The organism is Neomegalonema perideroedes DSM 15528 (genome assembly GCF_000374145.1).
Taxonomy (GTDB): domain Bacteria; phylum Pseudomonadota; class Alphaproteobacteria; order Rhodobacterales; family Rhodobacteraceae; genus Neomegalonema; species Neomegalonema perideroedes.
On the sequence record NZ_KB893653.1, the window covers coordinates 780,067 to 795,754 of the forward strand.

Below are 15,688 nucleotides of genomic sequence, written 5' to 3' on the forward strand. Positions count from 1 at the left end.
GTCTTGACCTCCGCGTCAAGTCCCGTGAACATCGCTCAAGATTACTTCGACGCAATGCCCCCAACGCCGAGGGAAAGGGAGCCTGATGGCGCGCCCGCGCAAATCCGAAGACGCGATAGCCGCGACCCGAGAAGCCTTGATCCTCAAGGCGCAAGCCGTGATCGGCGCCGAAGGGCTCTCCGCTCTGACGGCGCGTCGTCTGGCCGCCGAGGCGGGCTGCGCGGTGGGGTCGATCTACACGCATTTCCCGAATCTCGACGCGGTGATTCGTCAGGCGAGCCTGCGCGAATTCGAGGGGCTGCGGCGGGCTCTGGAGGCGCGGCAGGCTTCGGCGCGGGCGGAGGGGCTGGCGCCCGAGGCGGCTTTGCTGGCTCTGGCGGAGGCTTATCTGCGCTTCGCCCAGTCGCGCGGGCGCAATTGGAGCGCCATTTTCGAGCATCGGCCCGCGGATGGTCCTCCGGCGTGGTTCGACGAGGCGCGGGCCGCGCCTTTCCGCATCGTCGAGGAGGTGCTGGGCGATCTGACCGGGCCGGAGGCGGCGCCTCAGGGGGCGCGGGCGCTCTGGGCGGCTCTGCATGGGGTGGAGTCTCTGGCGAGCGCGGGACATCTGGCGCTGATCTCGGCGCCCGGCGCGGAGGAGCTGGCCCGCGATCTAGTTCAGGGCTATATCGCGGGCCTGCGCGCCCGGGCGCCCGCCGCCGCGAGGTGATCTCCCGATTCTGATCGGCGCGGAGGAGGGCGTCTCCTCCGGTCCGAAAGCCTCTTGACCCCTTGTTTCGCCGCATCCATTCTCAACTTAAGATGCGTTTCCTGAATTCATGACCGGGAAAATCGAGAGGGGCGGATGTGACGCAACCATTATTCATTCGCCGCGCATGCTTCCGTTTCGCCGCGCTTTTGCTGGCTTCGGGCTGCGCCGCGACCTCCGTTCAGGCTCAAGAGGGCCTGATCCAGAAATTCGAGGCGATGAACCGGCGGATCGCCGAGCTAGAGGCGAAACAGGCGCAGGAGGCTCAGATCTCCGCGCAGAGGATCGGCCATTTGGAGGAGCAACTCGCGGCGGCGCAGAATAGCTTGGGGCGCCTGAAGATCGTGCATCAGACGGGCTGGTTGGCTCCCCAACGGCTGCCTGGCCGACTGCATAATCTTAGCCAGCCTGTCGACAGCACGTTTTGTTATCTCACAGGCGTCGTCGGCGAATTCGCAGGCTTCGCCGAATTAGCCGAGATTCTCGCGAAGGACGGCCTGTGGCATGTCCGTGTCTCCTCGCATAGGCCTTACGTGCAGTTCAAGGTCTCCTGCGTGGGGCTGCCGGTTCAGGATCCCTCGGGTTGAGGGCGCGGCGCGGAGGCGGCTAATGCCCTCCGTCCTGCGCGATGCGGCTTTTCAGGCGCTTCAGGAAAAGCCAGACCCCGAAGAGGATCGGCGGCACGCTTAAGGCGGTGAGGATCTTGGGCTCCACGCCGATCTTCGCCGCCAGAGGCCCCAATAGATAACCCGCCAGACTCACGGCGTAATAGCCGATGGCCACCACCGAAAGCCCCTCGACGGTCTCCTGAAGCCGCAGTTGAAGATCCGCGCGGCGGTCCATCGAATGAAGCAAAGCCTGATTCTGCTCGGCGAGGGCCACGTCCACCCGGGCGCGCAGCAGGTCGCTGGCGCGGGTGGCGCGGGCCGATAGATTCTCCAGACGCTCGCCGCCGGATTCCACCGTGCGCATGGCGGGGGCGTAGCGGCGGGTCATGAATTCCTGAAGCGTCTGCACGCCCTCGATGCGTTCCTCGCGCAGAGCTGCGATGCGGTCCCAGAGAATCGCCCCATAGGCCCGCGCCGCCCCGAGCCGGAAAGCCGTGCGGGCGGTCATGGCCTCGATCTCCGCCGAAACCGAGGTCAGGCGCGCGAGGCTGGCGCGGTCGTCGCCTTCGGCGCCGCGCTCGGGGGCGCTGATGGCCTGAGTCGTTTCGACGAGCGCCGATTCCGCCTCCGCGAGCCGAGGCCCGATCTCGCGCATCACTGGCAGAGCCAGCATGGACATGGCGCGGTAAGTCTCGATCTCCAGCAGCCTTTGCGCCATGCGGCCCATTTGGCGCGGCGAGGCCTCCGGACGCACCTGCATGAGGAATCGCGTGAAGCCTTCGGCGTCGAGGCGGAAATCGCCGAAGACCCGCGCCGCCCCGCCCGCCGTGCCGCAGCCCGCGAGGCTCTCGCCGGTGAATTGGCCCGCCGCCTCCGGCGGAGGCCCCGCCTCCCCCGAGGAAGCCCCCTCCCAAAGCCGCAATTCGGCGTGGATGGCCGCCACCGCGACCCCCGGCGCCGAGGCCAGCCAGTCGGAGGGCAGAAGCCGCATCGGATTCTCGGCGAAGGGCTTGTCGCTCGCGCCTTCGGCGAAGACCGTGTAGGCGACGAATTCCGAATGCATCTCCCATTTCACGCGGAAGCGCCCGAAATCGGCGAAGTGATGCCCGGCCTCAGGCGCGGGCGGCGGCGCTCCGAAGCGCGCGCAGAGCGCCGCCATATGGGCGCGGTCTATGCTGCGGTCGCGGTCTATGGCGCGCTCGACGCGCTTGAAGGCCAGATGCGCCATGCGGCAAGGCGCCGTCAGAGCGGGCGCCGGACGGGCGTGCAGCTCGTTGATGAGCGCGGCGCGGCGGGGATGTTCGTGCAGATAGGGCGTCATGAGGCGGCTTTACGGCTAGGCGATGGGCTGGCGAGGCGCAGCATAACGCAAGACGCCTCCGGAGAGGGGGCGTCCATCCGTCTCATGCGCCTTCGGCGCAGGGCCAGTCTCATGCGCCTTCGGCGCAGGGCCGATCTCATGCGCCTTCGGCGCAGGGCTCAGCGCCGGTTGCGGGCTTTGTCCCCGGCGTGGCGGATGGCCTCTTCGGCGGCGCGGGCCGGAGCGCGGGCTTTGTTGATGGTCTCCTGACGCTCCATTTCGGAATCGGAGTCGTAGACCACGCCGCCGCCCGCCTGAGTGATCATCTCGCCGTCCTTGAACAAGGCCGTGCGGATGGCGATGCAGGCGTCCATTTCGCCGTTGGCCGCGAAATAGCCCACGCCCCCCGCATAAACGCCGCGCCGCTCGACCTCCAATTCGTCGATGATCTCCATGGCGCGGATCTTCGGCGCGCCCGAGACCGTGCCCGCGGGCATCCCCGCCAGAAAGACGTCGAGCGCGTCCACGTCCGCGCGCGGAACGCCCGTCACATGGCTGACGATGTGCATCACATGGCTGTAGCGTTCGATGGTGAAGGTCTCGGTGGGGCGCACCGTCCCGACCTTGGCCACGCGGCCCACGTCGTTGCGGCCGAGGTCCAGCAGCATGAGATGTTCGGCCCGCTCCTTGGGGTCGGCGAGCAATTCGGCTTCGAGGCGGCGATCCTCCTCAGGCGTGGCGCCGCGCGGGCGAGTCCCCGCGATGGGCCGCAGCTTGATCTCGTTCGGGGTGTAGGTCACGAGGATCTCCGGGCTGGCGCCCGCGATCTGAAAAGCCCCGAAATCGAAGAAGAACATATAGCTGGAGGGATTCGTGCGCCGCAAAGCCCGATAAAAGGAGAAGGGCGGCAGCTTGAAAGGCCGCCTCCAGCGCTGGCTGAGCACCACCTGAAAAATGTCGCCCGCGCGGATATAATCCTGAGCCTTCGCCACGATGGCCCGATAGGCTTCAGGCGTCATATTCGGCTGAGGCTCGGCCTGTCCCTCGTCGAAGGCGCGGCGGTCCACGTCCTCATAGGGCAGGCCGCGCTCGATGTCCTCCACCGCGTCGCCGAGGCGCTCGGCGGCGCGCTCATAGGCCGATTGCGCGTCCACGCCGGGCGAAGGCCGCACAGGCGTTGCGAAGATCACGACATCGCGGGCGTGGTCCACCACCGCCATGATGGTCGGGCGCAGAAGGATGGCGTCCGGCAGGCCGAGCTTATCCTCGGGCGGATCGGGCAGGCGCTCCACCTGACGGATCATGTCATAGCCGAGATAGCCGAAAAGCCCCGCGACCATGGGCGGCAGGCCCTCGGGCAGCGGAAGCCGGCTCTCGGCCATCAGCGCCCGCAGCGAGTCCAAAGCGGGCTTCGGGTCGGACGCGAAGGCTTCGGGGTCGATGCGGGCGGAGCGGTTGACCTCGGCTTTGCCGTCGCGGCAGCGCCAGATCAGATCCGGCTTGAGGCCGATGGAGGAATAGCGCCCCCGGTCTCCGTCGATCTTCACCGATTCGAGCAAAAAGCAGTCGCGCCGCCCATGGCCGAGCTTGAGCATCAGCGACACCGGGGTGTCGAGGTCGGCGGGCACGGTCGTCCAGAGAATCTGACCCTCGCCGCGTTCATAGGTTGCGCGAAAGGCGTCGAAGCCGGGCTCCAGATTCATCGGGCGCGCTCCTTGGCGGCTGGTCCGGAAGGGAAGGCCCAAGCTTATAGGCGCTCGCATGGACTTCGCCAAGGCGCGGGATTTGCTATAAAGCCGCAACGGAGAAGAAGGCGGAGGAAAGCGGATGCCTCAGGGCTTGGAGATGCGTCTGGCCTGCTGGAACGTCGAATGGTTCGACGCGCTCTTCGACTCCGCGGACAAGCTTCTGCTCGACGAAGGGCGCGCCCGGCGCTACGGCGTCGCGCGGCGCGAACAGGCGGAGGCCGTCGCCGCCGCGATCCGCGCCATAGACCCCGACGCGCTCTTGGTGGTCGAGGCGCCGAACACCGGCGCGCGCTCCGGACGCTCGGCGGTCAAGGCTCTGGAGGGCTTCGCCGCCCATTTCGGCCTGCGCCAGAGCGCCGCGATCTCCGGATTCGAATCGGAGACGGATCAGGAGCTGGTCCTGCTTTACGATCCCGCCCGCATCTCCGCGAAACATGATCCGCAAGGCCCCGCGCCCGAGCCGCCGAAGGGGCTCGCCGCGCTCGCGCCGCCCTCCGGGGAGGCCCCGCGCTTCGACGGGCTTTATCGTCGCGATCTGAACGGCGACGGCGAAGCCGAAGAGCATAAGTTCATCCGTCCGCCCTTGGAGCTGGATCTGCGCCATAAGCCGAGCGGCGCTTCTCTGCGGCTGATCGGGGCGCATCTGAAGTCCAAGGCGGGCGCCAATGGAAACGGCAAGGACCGCGAGGCCGCCGCCGCGCATCATCTCGCCAATCGCCGCAAGCAGCTCGCGGAGGCGCTTTGGCTGCGGGCGCGGATCGAGGCCCATCTGGCGCGGGGCGAGGATCTGATCGTGCTCGGCGACTTCAACGACGGGCCGGGGCTGGATCTTTATGAAAGGCGGCTCGGCGCATCGAGCCTCGACGCGATCATCGGAACCAAGGCCCCGCCGGAGAAGCGGCTGCGGACCTCCGAAACCAAAGTCCGCTGGACGCCGGAATATGGCTGGGTTCCGGCCAGCGCCCGTTTTTACGACGCCGCCACCGGCGGGACCGTCGACGCGCTCATCGACTTCATTTTGATCTCGCCGGGATTGGCCGAACGCGCGGAGCCGCATTGGCGGATCTGGAATCCTTGGCAGGACGCGGCCCTCGCCCGCGAGGTGGAGACGACCCGCGCCCTGACCACGGCTTCGGATCATTTCCCCGTCTCGCTGGATCTGCGGCTGGCGCTTCAGAGCGCGCCGCCCGCTTCGCCCATCGGGATTTAGGCGAGGTCGAGGCTCAGCGGGCGGGCCGCATCAATGGGGTCGGCGATCCGCTGGTTCATGGCTTCAAGCTGCTGGATCAGGCCCTCCTGAGCCTGAACGGAGGTCGCGGCGCAGGCCGAAGCCAGCAGAAGCGCGCAGGGCGCCGCGAAACGGGCGGCCGCGCGTCGGATGACGAGGGGGTGGTCCATGCTCCGATCCCTTCGATTTTCACGCCATGTCTTTGCGAGTTATATCCTCAGGGTTGAGAGTGCAGGAGGCGGTCCGGGGGGTCAATAGGCCTCCGAAGAGGATGCGCCTCCCAGAGGAGAGAGAAGCGCCGCCGGAGCGCTGAGCAGCAGATTCGCCGCGCCGCCCACCGTCCGGGCCGCGCCATGCACGAAGACGGTGAATTGATCGTCCAGAGGAATCGAATCCGAAGCCACCCGGATCTCGCCCGAATCGATCAGCCCGCCGAGAAGCCGCACGATCTCGGGGCTTTGCGCGAAAACGCCGTGGCTCAGGCGGTCGTCGCTCTTCATGCCGGTCAGATCCACCACCGTCAGATTGGTCATGCGCAGGCCGGTCTTATAGGGCTCGGCGTTGGGGTCGATCATGCCGAGGCGGTCCACCCCGCCGCCGATCCGCTGCGAGAGCGCCAGAGCCCGGTCGTCGCGCGAGACGAAGACCACGATGTTCGGCGGCGTCTCGCCCAATTCGAGGAATTGCCCCGCGAAGACGTCCACGTCCAGATCCGGCGCCGCGAGGGCCACGTCGCGGATTTTGGGATCGACGCGCCCGTCGCGGATCGCCATCTGGCGCAGAGACTCCATCGCCAGCCATGCGCCCATCGAATGGGCCACCACCGAGATCTCGCGGATCTCCGGCAAAGCGGCCAATCGGCGGAGGATCTCCTCCAGCGCCTCGCGCGAGAAGGTCGCGCTGTCGCGGTCGTAGACGTAATCCAGCGCCGAGCCGCGCGAGGGCCAGGAGAAGAGAAGCGGCGTCGCGGCCATGCGCGAATCCCAGGCGACCTGGGCGTAACGATAGACCGAGGCCTCGAAATTCGAATTATAGCCATGGACGAAGACCGCCACCCGGCCGCTCGGGGGGGGATGGCCGCGCGCCCAGTCGCCGAGCTGGTCGGGGGGCAGGCGGCGGGCCTCCAGCACGGCGAAATCCGTCGCGGGATTCGGCGGCAGGCGCTCGGGCCATTGCACCGCGCCGGGCTTGCGCGCCTCAGGCGGAGGAATCGAGACGCTCAGGGTGATCAGCGAGGGCTCGAAGCTGCGGCCTCCGGTGAACATCTCGCCCGGATCGGTCGAGGCCGCGCGGGTGGTGGCCACGAGCATCTCCACGCGCCCCGCGCCCGGAGGCGGCGGCTCGGCGATGGGCGCCAGCACGTTGACCGGGCGCGTCGCGCAGCCTCCGAGCAGGGCGACGCAGAACAAACAGGCGGAGATCAGGCGCGTCATGGCGGGGCCTCGCGGGAGGGCGGAGGCCTCCAGCTCTAAGGCGCCCGCCGGAAAGCCGCCAGAGGGGCTTTGCGCAGAAGGGCCGTCAGGCGCTGCGGCGGGCGGGCTCGGCGAGGGCCTCCTCCAGCGTCAGGCCCACCACGGGCTCGCCGGTGAGAGGGCTGGCGACGAGATGGCGCGCCTGAAAGCGGTCGCCGCTGGAGAGGGCGATGGTCGCGCCGTCCTGAAAGCCGATTCCGCTGTGGATCAGCGGCAAGGCCATGTCCGTCAGGCGGCGGCGCAGAGCGGCGGCCTCCAGAGGGCAGGGATGGATCTGCAATTCCCGTCCGACGAAGGGCGTCAGGCCGCGGGTCACGGCGCCGCAGCCCTCGGGGCCCTCGCGCAGATCGCAGCCGACCCAGATCCGGGCGGGGATTCCGCCCGCGCGGATCTCGCGGGCCGCCGCGATCAGATCCGGGCCGGAGACCAGAGTGCGGCCCTCGGAGAAGATCGCCGCCGGGGCCTGAAACAGCTCCGCCAGAACCCCCGCCGTCAGCGAGATCGTGCGGGCGCCCCGCAGCGCCGAGGCCGCTCCGGTCGGCGCCTCCACCAGCCCGACCACCGCATGGGCGCGGGCGGAGGCGGCGCGCTCGGCCTCTTCGGGCCGCTCCGGGCCGAGCCGCGCCAGCTTCAGCGATTCGGGGGGGAGGGGCCCCTCCTTGAACATGACCACCACCCCCGAGCCCTCCACCGAGAGGAGAATCGTCCCCTCCGGCTTGCCCGAGGGCGGCGGATCGAGCGGGGCGAGATCCTCGAAGATCCCCGGCGCGACGAAGCGGCGCATCTCGGCCATGAGGCCCCAGACGGAGAGCGCGGCGGGCCGCTCCAGAAGGACATGGGTGAGGAAGCGCGTCATGAGAGGGATCCTGAACAGGGCCGGAGGAGAGAACGCCGTAAGTCTGGCCCAAGAATCTTGCGGGAGGGTTTCAGGCGAGTCGCCGCGCGGATAGCTCTCCTTATTTTCCCGTCCCGCCTCTGCGCGCGCCGGAGATTGACGAGCGCCGCCGCCGCGCCTATAAGCGGCGGCCTGAACGGCGCGCGCTCTCATGAGGGCGCGCCCTTTCGATTTGACGATCCTCGCGCCGCCTCCGCCCATCGGGTCAGAAGCCGCGCCGAATTCTGGGAGAGACCCGATGGCCACGAAACGCACCTATCAGCCGAGCAAGATCGTCCGCGCCCGCCGTCACGGCTTCCGCGCGCGCATGGCGACCGTCGGCGGCCGCCTGATCCTGAAGCGCCGCCGCGCCAAGGGCCGCAAGACGCTCAGCGCCTGATTCTCTATGGCCCGCCATGCCCCGGCTTGAGCGGATCCGTCACCGGCGGGATTTTCTCGCCGCCGCCAAGGCCCGTAAATGGGTCGCGGGGGGCCTGATCCTGCAAATGCGCCGCCGCGCGCCTGAGGAGCCGCAAACGGCTCCTGAGACGGCGCGCGTCGGATTCACGGCCAGCCGCAAGATCGGCGGGGCCGTCGAGCGCAACCGCGCCAAGCGCCGCCTTCGGGCCGCCGCCGCGCAGGTCTTGGGCGAGGACGCCAAATCCGGCGTCGACTACGTCCTGATCGCCCGGCCCGAGGTCACGCTCAAACGTCCCTACGCCGCCTTGCTGACCGATCTCGCCGAGGCTCTGCGCCGCGTCGAGGCGCCGCCCCGCGTCAAGGATTCCGCCAAGGACGCGCCGTCCAAGCCGAAGGGGGAGGGCGCTCCATGAGCTTCGCCCGCGCTCTGGCCAAAGCTCCGGTGCTGTTCTATCGCGCGGCGATCTCGCCTTTGCTCGGACCGGGCAAATGCCGCTTTCAGCCGACCTGCTCCGCCTACGCCCTCGAAGCCATCGAAAGCCATGGCGCGCTCAAGGGAAGCTGGCTGGCGCTGAGGCGGCTTCTGCGCTGCCATCCTTGGGGCGGTTCGGGCTATGATCCGCCGCCGCCTTCCTCCCGGAGCCGCCCATGAACGCCTTACCCGAGATCGAGGATCCGAGCGCGCCGGAGGGCGGGCCCGCCGTCTTCAAAACCGCGCCGAACAGCGGCGAATTCCATAAGCTGCGCAATCGCCTCGCCAAGCTGACCCGTCAGGCCCTCGACGATTACGGCATGGTCGACCCCCGCACCCGCGGCGCAGGAGAGCGCTGGCTGGTCTGCCTCTCGGGCGGCAAGGATTCCTATACGCTGCTGGCCATGCTGATGGATCTCAAATGGCGCGGCGTGCTGCAGGCGGATCTGCTGGCCTGCAATCTGGATCAGGGTCAGCCGAATTTCCCGAAAGAGGTTCTGCCCAATTATCTGACCTCCATCGGCGCGCCCCATCGAATCGAATATGAAGACACCTACTCCATCGTCACGGAGAAGATTCAGAAGGGCGCCTATTGCTCGCTCTGTTCGCGGCTGAGGCGCGGCAACCTCTACCGCGTCGCGCGGGAGGAGGGCTGCAAGGCTGTGGTCCTCGGCCATCACCGCGAGGACATCCTCGAAACCTTCCTGCTGAACCTCTTCTACGGCGGGCGGCTGGGGGGCATGGCCCCCAAGCTGCTCAACGAAGACGGCGATCTGCTGGTGCTGCGGCCTCTGGCGCTCTGCGCGGAGGCCGAGGTGGCCCGCTTCGCCCGCGCCATGGCCTTTCCGATCATCCCTTGCGACCTCTGCGGCTCTCAGGAGGGCCTTCAGCGCAATGAGATGAAGGCCATGCTCGCCGAATGGGACAAGGCGCGTCCGGGGCGGGTGGCGACCATGTTCCGGGCGCTCTCCAACGTCCGGCCGAGCCATCTGATGGACCGCCGGATGATGGATTTCGCCGGGCTCGACGCGCCCGAGGCCGCTTTCGAAGCCTTAGGCGCGCGCGCCGCGCCGGAGGCCGCCGAGCCTGCGTCTCCCGGTCCGACGCCGCCGAATTTACGCGAAAGAGCTTGACGGGCGCGCCCGCGCCCGCTTCAACCGCCACGCCGGAGGGGGGCGCCGCCGCCTTTCGCCGATGATTTCCGACAAGCCGCCGAGAGGTTCAAAGGCTCCGCATGGGCGACAACAAGAATTTCCTCATCGCGATGCTGCTGAGCATGCTCGTGATCTTCGGTTGGGATTATTACTTCGTCGAGCCGCAAAGGCGCGAGGCCGAAATCGCCCGTCAGCTCGCCGAAGTCGAGGCGCAGGCCCAGACGGGCGCCGCGCCCGGCCAGCTGAGCGCGGCGAGCGCGCCCGGGGGCTCCGTCGCGGGGCTGACGCCGGGGATCGTGGGGCGGGCTCAGGCTCTGGAGGGCGCTCAGCGCGTCGCCATCGACACGCCCAGCGTGGACGGCTCGCTCTCGCTGACCGGCGGCCGCCTCGACGATCTGTCGCTGAAGCGTTACCGCGAGACGATCAAGCCCGGCTCGCCGGAAGTCACCTTGCTGACGCCTCAGGGCGCTGAAAACGCCTATTACGCCGCCTTCGGCTGGCTGGGCGGAACGAACGCCACCCCCGGCCTCGACACGGTCTGGCGCCAGCGCGAGGGCGGGACTCTCGCGCCGGGCGCGCCCGTGGTTCTCGAATGGGAGAACGGCGCCGGGCTGCGCTTCGAGCGCCGCGTCGAGGTGGACGCCAATTACATGTTCACCGTCACCGACCGCGCCGAGAATCAGGGCGCCGCGCCGGTGGATCTCGCCTTTTACGGTCTGACCGCCCGTCATGGAGTGCCGCCGGGGCTTCAGAACTTCTTCATCCTGCATGAAGGCGCCATCGGCGGCTTCGACGGGGTGATCCAGCCGCGCGATTATAAAGACCTCGACAAGATGGAGGCCGCGCCCGGCCAGCCCGGCGTCCGCGCCGAGGAGTTCAAGGCCGCTTCGGACGCGTGGATCGGCTTCACGGATAAATATTGGATGGCCGCTCTGGCCACCTCGCCCGGCGAGGCCGCCACCACCGCCTTCCGCCGCGCGGGAACCGATTCCGCCCCGGTCTATTCGGCCTATGTGCAGCGCCCGACGGTCACCCTCGCGCCCGGCGCGGCGCAAGAGGAGAAGATGATGCTCTTCGCCGGCGCCAAGCAGGCCGAGGTCATCAAGGATTATCAGGACCGGCTCGGGATCAAGAGCTTCTACGACTCCATCGACTGGGGTTGGTTCTTCTTCCTGACCAAGCCCTTCTTCGCCCTGCTGAACGGCATTTATAAGATCGTCGGCAATTTCGGCGTGGCGATCCTCATTCTGACCGTTCTGGTGAAGGCCGTCGTCTTCCCGCTGGCTTATAAGTCCTACGCCTCCATGGCGAAGATGAAGAAGCTCCAGCCCCAGATGGAGGCGCTGCGGGCGCGTCATAAGGACGATCCGCGCGCCATGCAGACGGGCATGATGGAGATGTATAAGCGCGAGAAGGTGAATCCCGCCTCGGGCTGTCTGCCGATCATCGTGCAGATTCCGATCTTCTTCGCGCTCTATAAGACGCTCTTCGTCACCATCGAGATGCGGCATGCGCCCTTCTTCGGCTGGATTCAGGATCTCTCCGCGCCCGATCCGACGAGCCTCTTCACCCTCTTCGGGCTGATCCCTTGGACGCCGCCGCTCTTCCTTCAGATCGGCATCTGGCCGCTGATCATGGGCGTGACCATGTGGCTGCAGCAGCAGCTCAATCCGGCGCCGCCCGATCCGATCCAGAAGAAGATCTTCAACTGGATGCCGGTGCTCTTCACCTTCATGCTGGGCGCCTTCCCGGCGGGTCTGGTGATCTACTGGACCTGGAACAACATCCTGACGATCATCCAGCAATCGCTGATCATGAAGCGCTTCGGCGCCAAGATCGAGCTGTGGGACAACGTCAAAGCGCTCTTCCGGCGGACGCCTAAGGACTCCACGCCGGGCGCGGGACGCTGAATCATGGCCAAACCCGATCCTCAGAGCTTCTTCCAGCTTGATCCTCCGGTTTCTCCGGAGGCTCTGGAGGCGGGGCGTCTGCTCTTCGCGCAGAAATGCGAATTCATGCTGAGCGTGGCGCATCTGGATCAGCTTCCGGAGCCCGATCCGGAGGCCCCGCGCACGGAGGTCTGCTTCGCCGGACGCTCCAACGTGGGCAAATCCAGCCTCATCAACGCCCTGACCGGACGCAAGATCCTCGCCCGCGCCTCCAATACGCCGGGACGCACCCAGCAGCTGAACTTCTTCGATCTCGGAGAAAAAGTCTGGCTGGTGGATCTGCCCGGCTACGGCTACGCGCAGGCGCCCAAGGATCTGGTGGATCGCTGGCAGAAGGTCTTGAAGGCCTATCTGCGGGGGCGGCAATCTCTGCGGCGGGTCTTCGTGCTCATCGACTCGCGCCATGGCGTGAAGGCGGTGGATCACGAGATCCTCGACATGCTCGACAAGGCCGCCGTGAGCTTTCAGGTCGTGCTGACCAAAACCGACAAGATCTCCCGCACGGCGCTGGAGGAGGTCGTGGTTCAGGTCAAAGCGGAGCTTGGCCGTCATGCGACCTCCTATCCGGAAATCATCTCCACCTCCTCGGAGACGGGGAAGGGGCTGCCGGAGCTGCGCGCGGCCATCGAGAAGCTGACCCGCGGCTGACGAATTGAAATTTTCGGATCGCGCTCTAGGGAGAGAACCATGGTTGCGACCCCCGCCTTGATGGCGAACACCATCCGTTTCCTCGCGGCCGACGCCGTGGAGGCCGCCAATTCCGGACATCCCGGCATGCCCATGGGCATGGCCGAGGCGGCGACGGTCCTGTTCACGCGGCATATCAAGCTCGACCCCTCGCAGCCCCATTGGCCCGACCGCGACCGCTTCGTCCTGTCGGCGGGCCATGGCTCGATGCTGCAATACGCCCTGCATCATCTCCTCGGCTATGAGGACATGACGCTGGAGCAGATCAAGAATTTCCGCCAGCTCGGCGCGATCACGGCGGGCCATCCGGAATATGGCCATGCTCTGGGAATCGAGACCACCACCGGGCCTTTGGGTCAGGGAATCGCGACGGCGGTCGGCCTCGCCCTCGGCGAGCGCCTGATGAACGCCCGCTTCGGCGACGATCTCGTGGGGCATTTCACCTATGCGATCGCGGGCGACGGCTGCCTCATGGAGGGGATCAGCCATGAGGCCGTCGACCTCGCGGGCCATCTGAAGCTCGGGCGGCTGATCGTGCTCTGGGACGACAACTCCATCTCCATCGACGGCGCGACCAATCTCTCGACCAGCACGGACCAACGCACGCGCTTCGCCGCCGCCGGATGGGACGTGATCGAAGTCGACGGCCATGATCAGGACGCCGTGGACGCCGCCCTCGAAAGCGCCAAGACGAATCTCGACAAGCCGACGCTCATCGCCTGCAAGACGGTGATCGGCATGGGCGCGCCGACCAAGGCGGGCAGCTCCAAGGTCCACGGCTCGCCGCTGGGCGCCGAGGAGCTGGCGGGCGCCCGCGCGGCGCTCGGCTGGAGCTACGGCGCCTTCGAGATCCCGGAGGATTCGCTCAAGGCTTGGCGCGGCGCGGGCCAGCGTTCGCGCGGCGCCCGCGAGGCTTGGGAGAAGCGCCTCGCGGCTTCGGCGAAGAAGGCCGAATTCGAGGCCGCCGTCTCGGGCGCCCTTCCCGCCGATTTCGACGCCAAGCTCGGCGCCTTCAAGGCGAAGCTCGTCGAGGAGAAGCCGAAGGTCGCCACCCGCAAGGCCTCCGAGAACGCCTTGGGCGCGATCAACGCCGCGACCACGCTGACCATCGGCGGCTCGGCGGATCTCACCGGCTCCAATCTGACGCTCACCAAGGGCATGGGCGAGGTGAAGCCCGGCGATTTCTCCGGGCGCTACGTCTATTACGGCGTGCGCGAGCATGAGATGGCCGCCGCGATGAACGGTCTGGCGCTGCATGGGGGCTTCATTCCCTATGGCGGCACCTTCCTCGTCTTCGCGGGCTATATGGCGGGCGCCATGCGGCTTTCGGCTCTGATGGGCCTGCGGGTGGTCTATGTGCTGACCCATGACTCCATCGGCCTCGGCGAGGACGGCCCGACCCATCAGCCGGTCGAGACCCTCGCCACCTTGCGCGCTCTGCCGAACATGCTGGTCTTCCGCCCCGCCGACGCGCTTGAAACCGCCGAGGCTTGGGAGATCGCGTTGACGCAGAAGAACCGGCCTTCGGTGCTGGCTCTGTCGCGGCAGAATCTGCCTTTCCTGCGCGGCGGCGCGGAGCGGAACCTCACGGCGCTGGGCGGCTACGTGCTGCGCGAGGCCGAGGGCGGCGCCCGCGACGTCACGCTGATCGCCACCGGCTCCGAGGTCGAGATCGCCCTCGCGGGCGCCGAGAAGCTCAAGGCCGAGGGAATCCGGGCGGCGGTGGTCTCCATGCCCTCGCAGGAGCTCTTCGCGGAGCAGGAGGAGGCTTATCAGGCCAAAGTCCTCGGCTCGGCGCCGCGGGTGGCCGTCGAGGCCGCCGTGGAGTTCGGATGGTCGCGCTTCACCGGAGATTCCCGCAATTTCGTCGGCATGAAGGGCTTCGGCGCTTCGGCTCCGGCGGGGGCGCTCTATAAGCATTTCGGCATCGACGCGGAGCATGTGGCGGCCAAGGCCAAAGAGGCCCTCGCCCGCCGCGCCCGCGCCTGAAGCTTTTTCGACCGCACCTTCCGAAAGACGCGCCGGAGCCCTCCGGCGCGTCTTTTTCCTTACGGTTTCCTGTGTATGATCCGCGCCGCAAGGCCGGAGGAAAGCATGGCGGAGAGAAATTTCAGAGATTTCACGGGCGGGCTGGCGGATCGGGCCGCGGAGCTGCGCGGGAATCCTGAGGCTTTGGAGGCGCTGCTCAAGGCGCCCGAAGCCCGGGTCATGGCGGCGAGGGCGGGGGATCCTCTGGTTTTCGGCGAGGATCTCGCCTGGATGCGCCTCACGCCGGAGATTCTGGCTCTGGCCGCCGAACCGCCGACGCTCATGGGCCGCACCCAAGCCGGAGAGCCCCGTTTCGCGCTGGATCTGACCGGGAGGGAGGAGATTCCGCCCGCTCTGGCGGCTCTGGCCCCCGAGGGCGCGACGGCGGCCTTCCTGCCGCTCCGCGAGGCGGCGACGAAGATTTCGCCGGAGGATCTGGCTTTAGCGGGCTGCGCGCGCTCGCTTTTCGTCTGGCGCAACGACAACCGCCATTGCGCCCGCTGCGGCGGAGCGATGAACTCGGCTTCAGGCGGCTGGCGGCGCGATTGCGCGGCCTGCGGCCATCAGAGCTTTCCGCGCACCGATCCGGTGGTCATCATGCTGGTGGAGCGCGGCGAGCGCTGTCTTTTGGCGCGCCGGGCCGGAGGAGCGCTGTGGGCCTCGGTGCTGGCGGGCTTCGTCGAGCCGGGCGAGACCGTCGAGGAGGCGGTGCGCCGCGAAGTCGCGGAGGAATCCGGCCAGCGCGTCGGGCGGGTGGATTACGTCTGCTCGCAGCCTTGGCCTTTCGGCGGCCAATTGATGATCGGCTGTCTGGCCGAGAGCCTCGGCGAGGCGCCGCTGAAGCTGGAGCTTGAGGAATTGCGCGACGGCGTCTGGGCCACGCGGGCCGAGGTGGCGCGCGCCGTCGCCGGGCGCGGCTATCTTCAGATTCCGCCGAGCTTCAGCATCGCCCATCGGCTGCTGAAGCTCTGGTCGGAAGGGCGGATCGGCTTTCGCTGAT

Annotated in this window: 16 protein-coding genes; 11 read left to right on the forward strand and 5 right to left on the reverse strand. The window is 67.8% G+C overall.

Annotation, left to right across the window (positions count from 1 at the left end; all coding sequences use genetic code 11):
- Positions 1-85: 85 nt before the first annotated feature.
- Both B161_RS18545 and B161_RS0103730 read left to right on the forward strand, forming a co-directional pair.
- On the forward strand, positions 86-709 hold the full coding sequence (locus tag B161_RS18545; protein ID WP_018632032.1) for a TetR/AcrR family transcriptional regulator: 624 nt from the start codon (positions 86-88) through the stop codon (positions 707-709).
- A 137-nt stretch (positions 710-846) separates the two neighbouring features.
- Positions 847-1,335: a hypothetical protein gene (locus B161_RS0103730; protein ID WP_018632033.1), complete on the forward strand. Its 489-nt coding sequence runs from the start codon at positions 847-849 to the stop codon at positions 1,333-1,335.
- A 19-nt stretch (positions 1,336-1,354) separates the two neighbouring features.
- Here B161_RS0103730 and B161_RS0103735 read toward each other — a convergent pair whose 3' ends face one another.
- Positions 1,355-2,677: a DUF3422 family protein gene (locus B161_RS0103735; protein ID WP_018632034.1), complete on the reverse strand. Its 1,323-nt coding sequence runs from the start codon at positions 2,675-2,677 to the stop codon at positions 1,355-1,357.
- Between the two features lie 158 nt (positions 2,678-2,835).
- Positions 2,836-4,359: an anthranilate synthase component I gene (trpE, locus tag B161_RS0103740; RefSeq protein WP_018632035.1), complete on the reverse strand. Its 1,524-nt coding sequence runs from the start codon at positions 4,357-4,359 to the stop codon at positions 2,836-2,838.
- Positions 4,360-4,483: 124 nt separating this feature from the next.
- On the opposite strand from trpE, the gene B161_RS16565 reads away from it, so the two are divergent.
- On the forward strand, positions 4,484-5,614 hold the full coding sequence (locus B161_RS16565) for an endonuclease/exonuclease/phosphatase family protein (protein WP_018632036.1): 1,131 nt from the start codon (positions 4,484-4,486) through the stop codon (positions 5,612-5,614).
- On the opposite strand, the gene B161_RS0103750 is transcribed toward B161_RS16565, so the two are convergent.
- The 3 genes from B161_RS0103750 to B161_RS20155 all read right to left on the reverse strand — a co-directional run bounded on the left by B161_RS0103750 (position 5,611) and on the right by B161_RS20155 (position 7,960).
- Positions 5,611-5,802 (reverse strand): hypothetical protein, encoded by a 192-nt coding sequence (locus tag B161_RS0103750; protein ID WP_018632037.1) that lies wholly within the window; start codon positions 5,800-5,802, stop codon positions 5,611-5,613. The genes B161_RS16565 and B161_RS0103750 overlap by 4 nt on opposite strands.
- A gap of 81 nt (positions 5,803-5,883) precedes the next feature.
- Positions 5,884-7,065 (reverse strand): alpha/beta hydrolase, encoded by a 1,182-nt coding sequence (locus B161_RS0103755; protein WP_018632038.1) that lies wholly within the window; start codon positions 7,063-7,065, stop codon positions 5,884-5,886.
- Positions 7,066-7,150: 85 nt separating this feature from the next.
- Positions 7,151-7,960, reverse strand: a complete 810-nt coding sequence (locus tag B161_RS20155; protein WP_157755517.1) for a hypothetical protein — start codon at positions 7,958-7,960, stop codon at positions 7,151-7,153.
- 277 nt (positions 7,961-8,237) lie between these two features.
- On the opposite strand from B161_RS20155, the gene rpmH reads away from it, so the two are divergent.
- From rpmH to nudC, 8 genes are all read left to right on the forward strand, one after another.
- Positions 8,238-8,378 (forward strand): 50S ribosomal protein L34, encoded by a 141-nt coding sequence (rpmH, locus tag B161_RS0103765; protein WP_018632040.1) that lies wholly within the window; start codon positions 8,238-8,240, stop codon positions 8,376-8,378.
- Positions 8,379-8,394: 16 nt separating this feature from the next.
- Positions 8,395-8,811, forward strand: a complete 417-nt coding sequence (gene rnpA, locus B161_RS0103770) for a ribonuclease P protein component (protein ID WP_018632041.1) — start codon at positions 8,395-8,397, stop codon at positions 8,809-8,811.
- A complete protein-coding gene (gene yidD, locus B161_RS0103775; RefSeq protein WP_018632042.1) occupies positions 8,808-9,050 on the forward strand; it encodes a membrane protein insertion efficiency factor YidD in 243 nt (80 codons plus the stop codon). Before rnpA ends, yidD begins: the two co-directional genes overlap by 4 nt.
- Entirely contained in the window at positions 9,047-10,003 is a 957-nt protein-coding gene (ttcA, locus tag B161_RS0103780; protein WP_018632043.1) for a tRNA 2-thiocytidine(32) synthetase TtcA, read from the forward strand. The genes yidD and ttcA overlap by 4 nt, the downstream gene beginning before the upstream one ends.
- A gap of 101 nt (positions 10,004-10,104) precedes the next feature.
- Entirely contained in the window at positions 10,105-11,934 is a 1,830-nt protein-coding gene (gene yidC / locus B161_RS0103785; protein ID WP_018632044.1) for a membrane protein insertase YidC, read from the forward strand.
- A 3-nt stretch (positions 11,935-11,937) separates the two neighbouring features.
- The gene (gene yihA / locus B161_RS0103790; protein WP_018632045.1) at positions 11,938-12,621 is read left to right on the forward strand and encodes a ribosome biogenesis GTP-binding protein YihA/YsxC; all 684 of its coding nucleotides are present in this window, start codon (positions 11,938-11,940) and stop codon (positions 12,619-12,621) included.
- A gap of 39 nt (positions 12,622-12,660) precedes the next feature.
- Complete coding sequence (tkt, locus tag B161_RS0103795) at positions 12,661-14,649, forward strand: transketolase (RefSeq protein ID WP_018632046.1); 1,989 nt, start codon at positions 12,661-12,663, stop codon at positions 14,647-14,649.
- Between the two features lie 105 nt (positions 14,650-14,754).
- A complete protein-coding gene (nudC, locus tag B161_RS16570) occupies positions 14,755-15,687 on the forward strand; it encodes an NAD(+) diphosphatase (RefSeq protein ID WP_018632047.1) in 933 nt (310 codons plus the stop codon).
- Position 15,688 lies beyond the last annotated feature (1 nt).

Bases quoted from the DNA above. Each gene is read 5' to 3' on its own strand.
- yidC (WP_018632044.1), top strand. From the start codon at position 10,105: ATGGGCGACAACAAGAATTTCCTCATCGCGATGCTGCTGAGCATGCTC.
- B161_RS18545 (WP_018632032.1), top strand. From the start codon at position 86: ATGGCGCGCCCGCGCAAATCCGAAGACGCGATAGCCGCGACCCGAGAA.
- B161_RS0103755 (WP_018632038.1), bottom strand. From the start codon at position 7,065: ATGACGCGCCTGATCTCCGCCTGTTTGTTCTGCGTCGCCCTGCTCGGA.
- B161_RS0103735 (WP_018632034.1), bottom strand. From the start codon at position 2,677: ATGACGCCCTATCTGCACGAACATCCCCGCCGCGCCGCGCTCATCAAC.
- rpmH (WP_018632040.1), top strand. From the start codon at position 8,238: ATGGCCACGAAACGCACCTATCAGCCGAGCAAGATCGTCCGCGCCCGC.
- rnpA (WP_018632041.1), top strand. From the start codon at position 8,395: ATGCCCCGGCTTGAGCGGATCCGTCACCGGCGGGATTTTCTCGCCGCC.
- yidD (WP_018632042.1), top strand. From the start codon at position 8,808: ATGAGCTTCGCCCGCGCTCTGGCCAAAGCTCCGGTGCTGTTCTATCGC.
- B161_RS0103750 (WP_018632037.1), bottom strand. From the start codon at position 5,802: ATGGACCACCCCCTCGTCATCCGACGCGCGGCCGCCCGTTTCGCGGCG.
- ttcA (WP_018632043.1), top strand. From the start codon at position 9,047: ATGAACGCCTTACCCGAGATCGAGGATCCGAGCGCGCCGGAGGGCGGG.
- B161_RS20155 (WP_157755517.1), bottom strand. From the start codon at position 7,960: ATGACGCGCTTCCTCACCCATGTCCTTCTGGAGCGGCCCGCCGCGCTC.
- trpE (WP_018632035.1), bottom strand. From the start codon at position 4,359: ATGAATCTGGAGCCCGGCTTCGACGCCTTTCGCGCAACCTATGAACGC.
- B161_RS16565 (WP_018632036.1), top strand. From the start codon at position 4,484: ATGCCTCAGGGCTTGGAGATGCGTCTGGCCTGCTGGAACGTCGAATGG.
- nudC (WP_018632047.1), top strand. From the start codon at position 14,755: ATGGCGGAGAGAAATTTCAGAGATTTCACGGGCGGGCTGGCGGATCGG.
- tkt (WP_018632046.1), top strand. From the start codon at position 12,661: ATGGTTGCGACCCCCGCCTTGATGGCGAACACCATCCGTTTCCTCGCG.
- yihA (WP_018632045.1), top strand. From the start codon at position 11,938: ATGGCCAAACCCGATCCTCAGAGCTTCTTCCAGCTTGATCCTCCGGTT.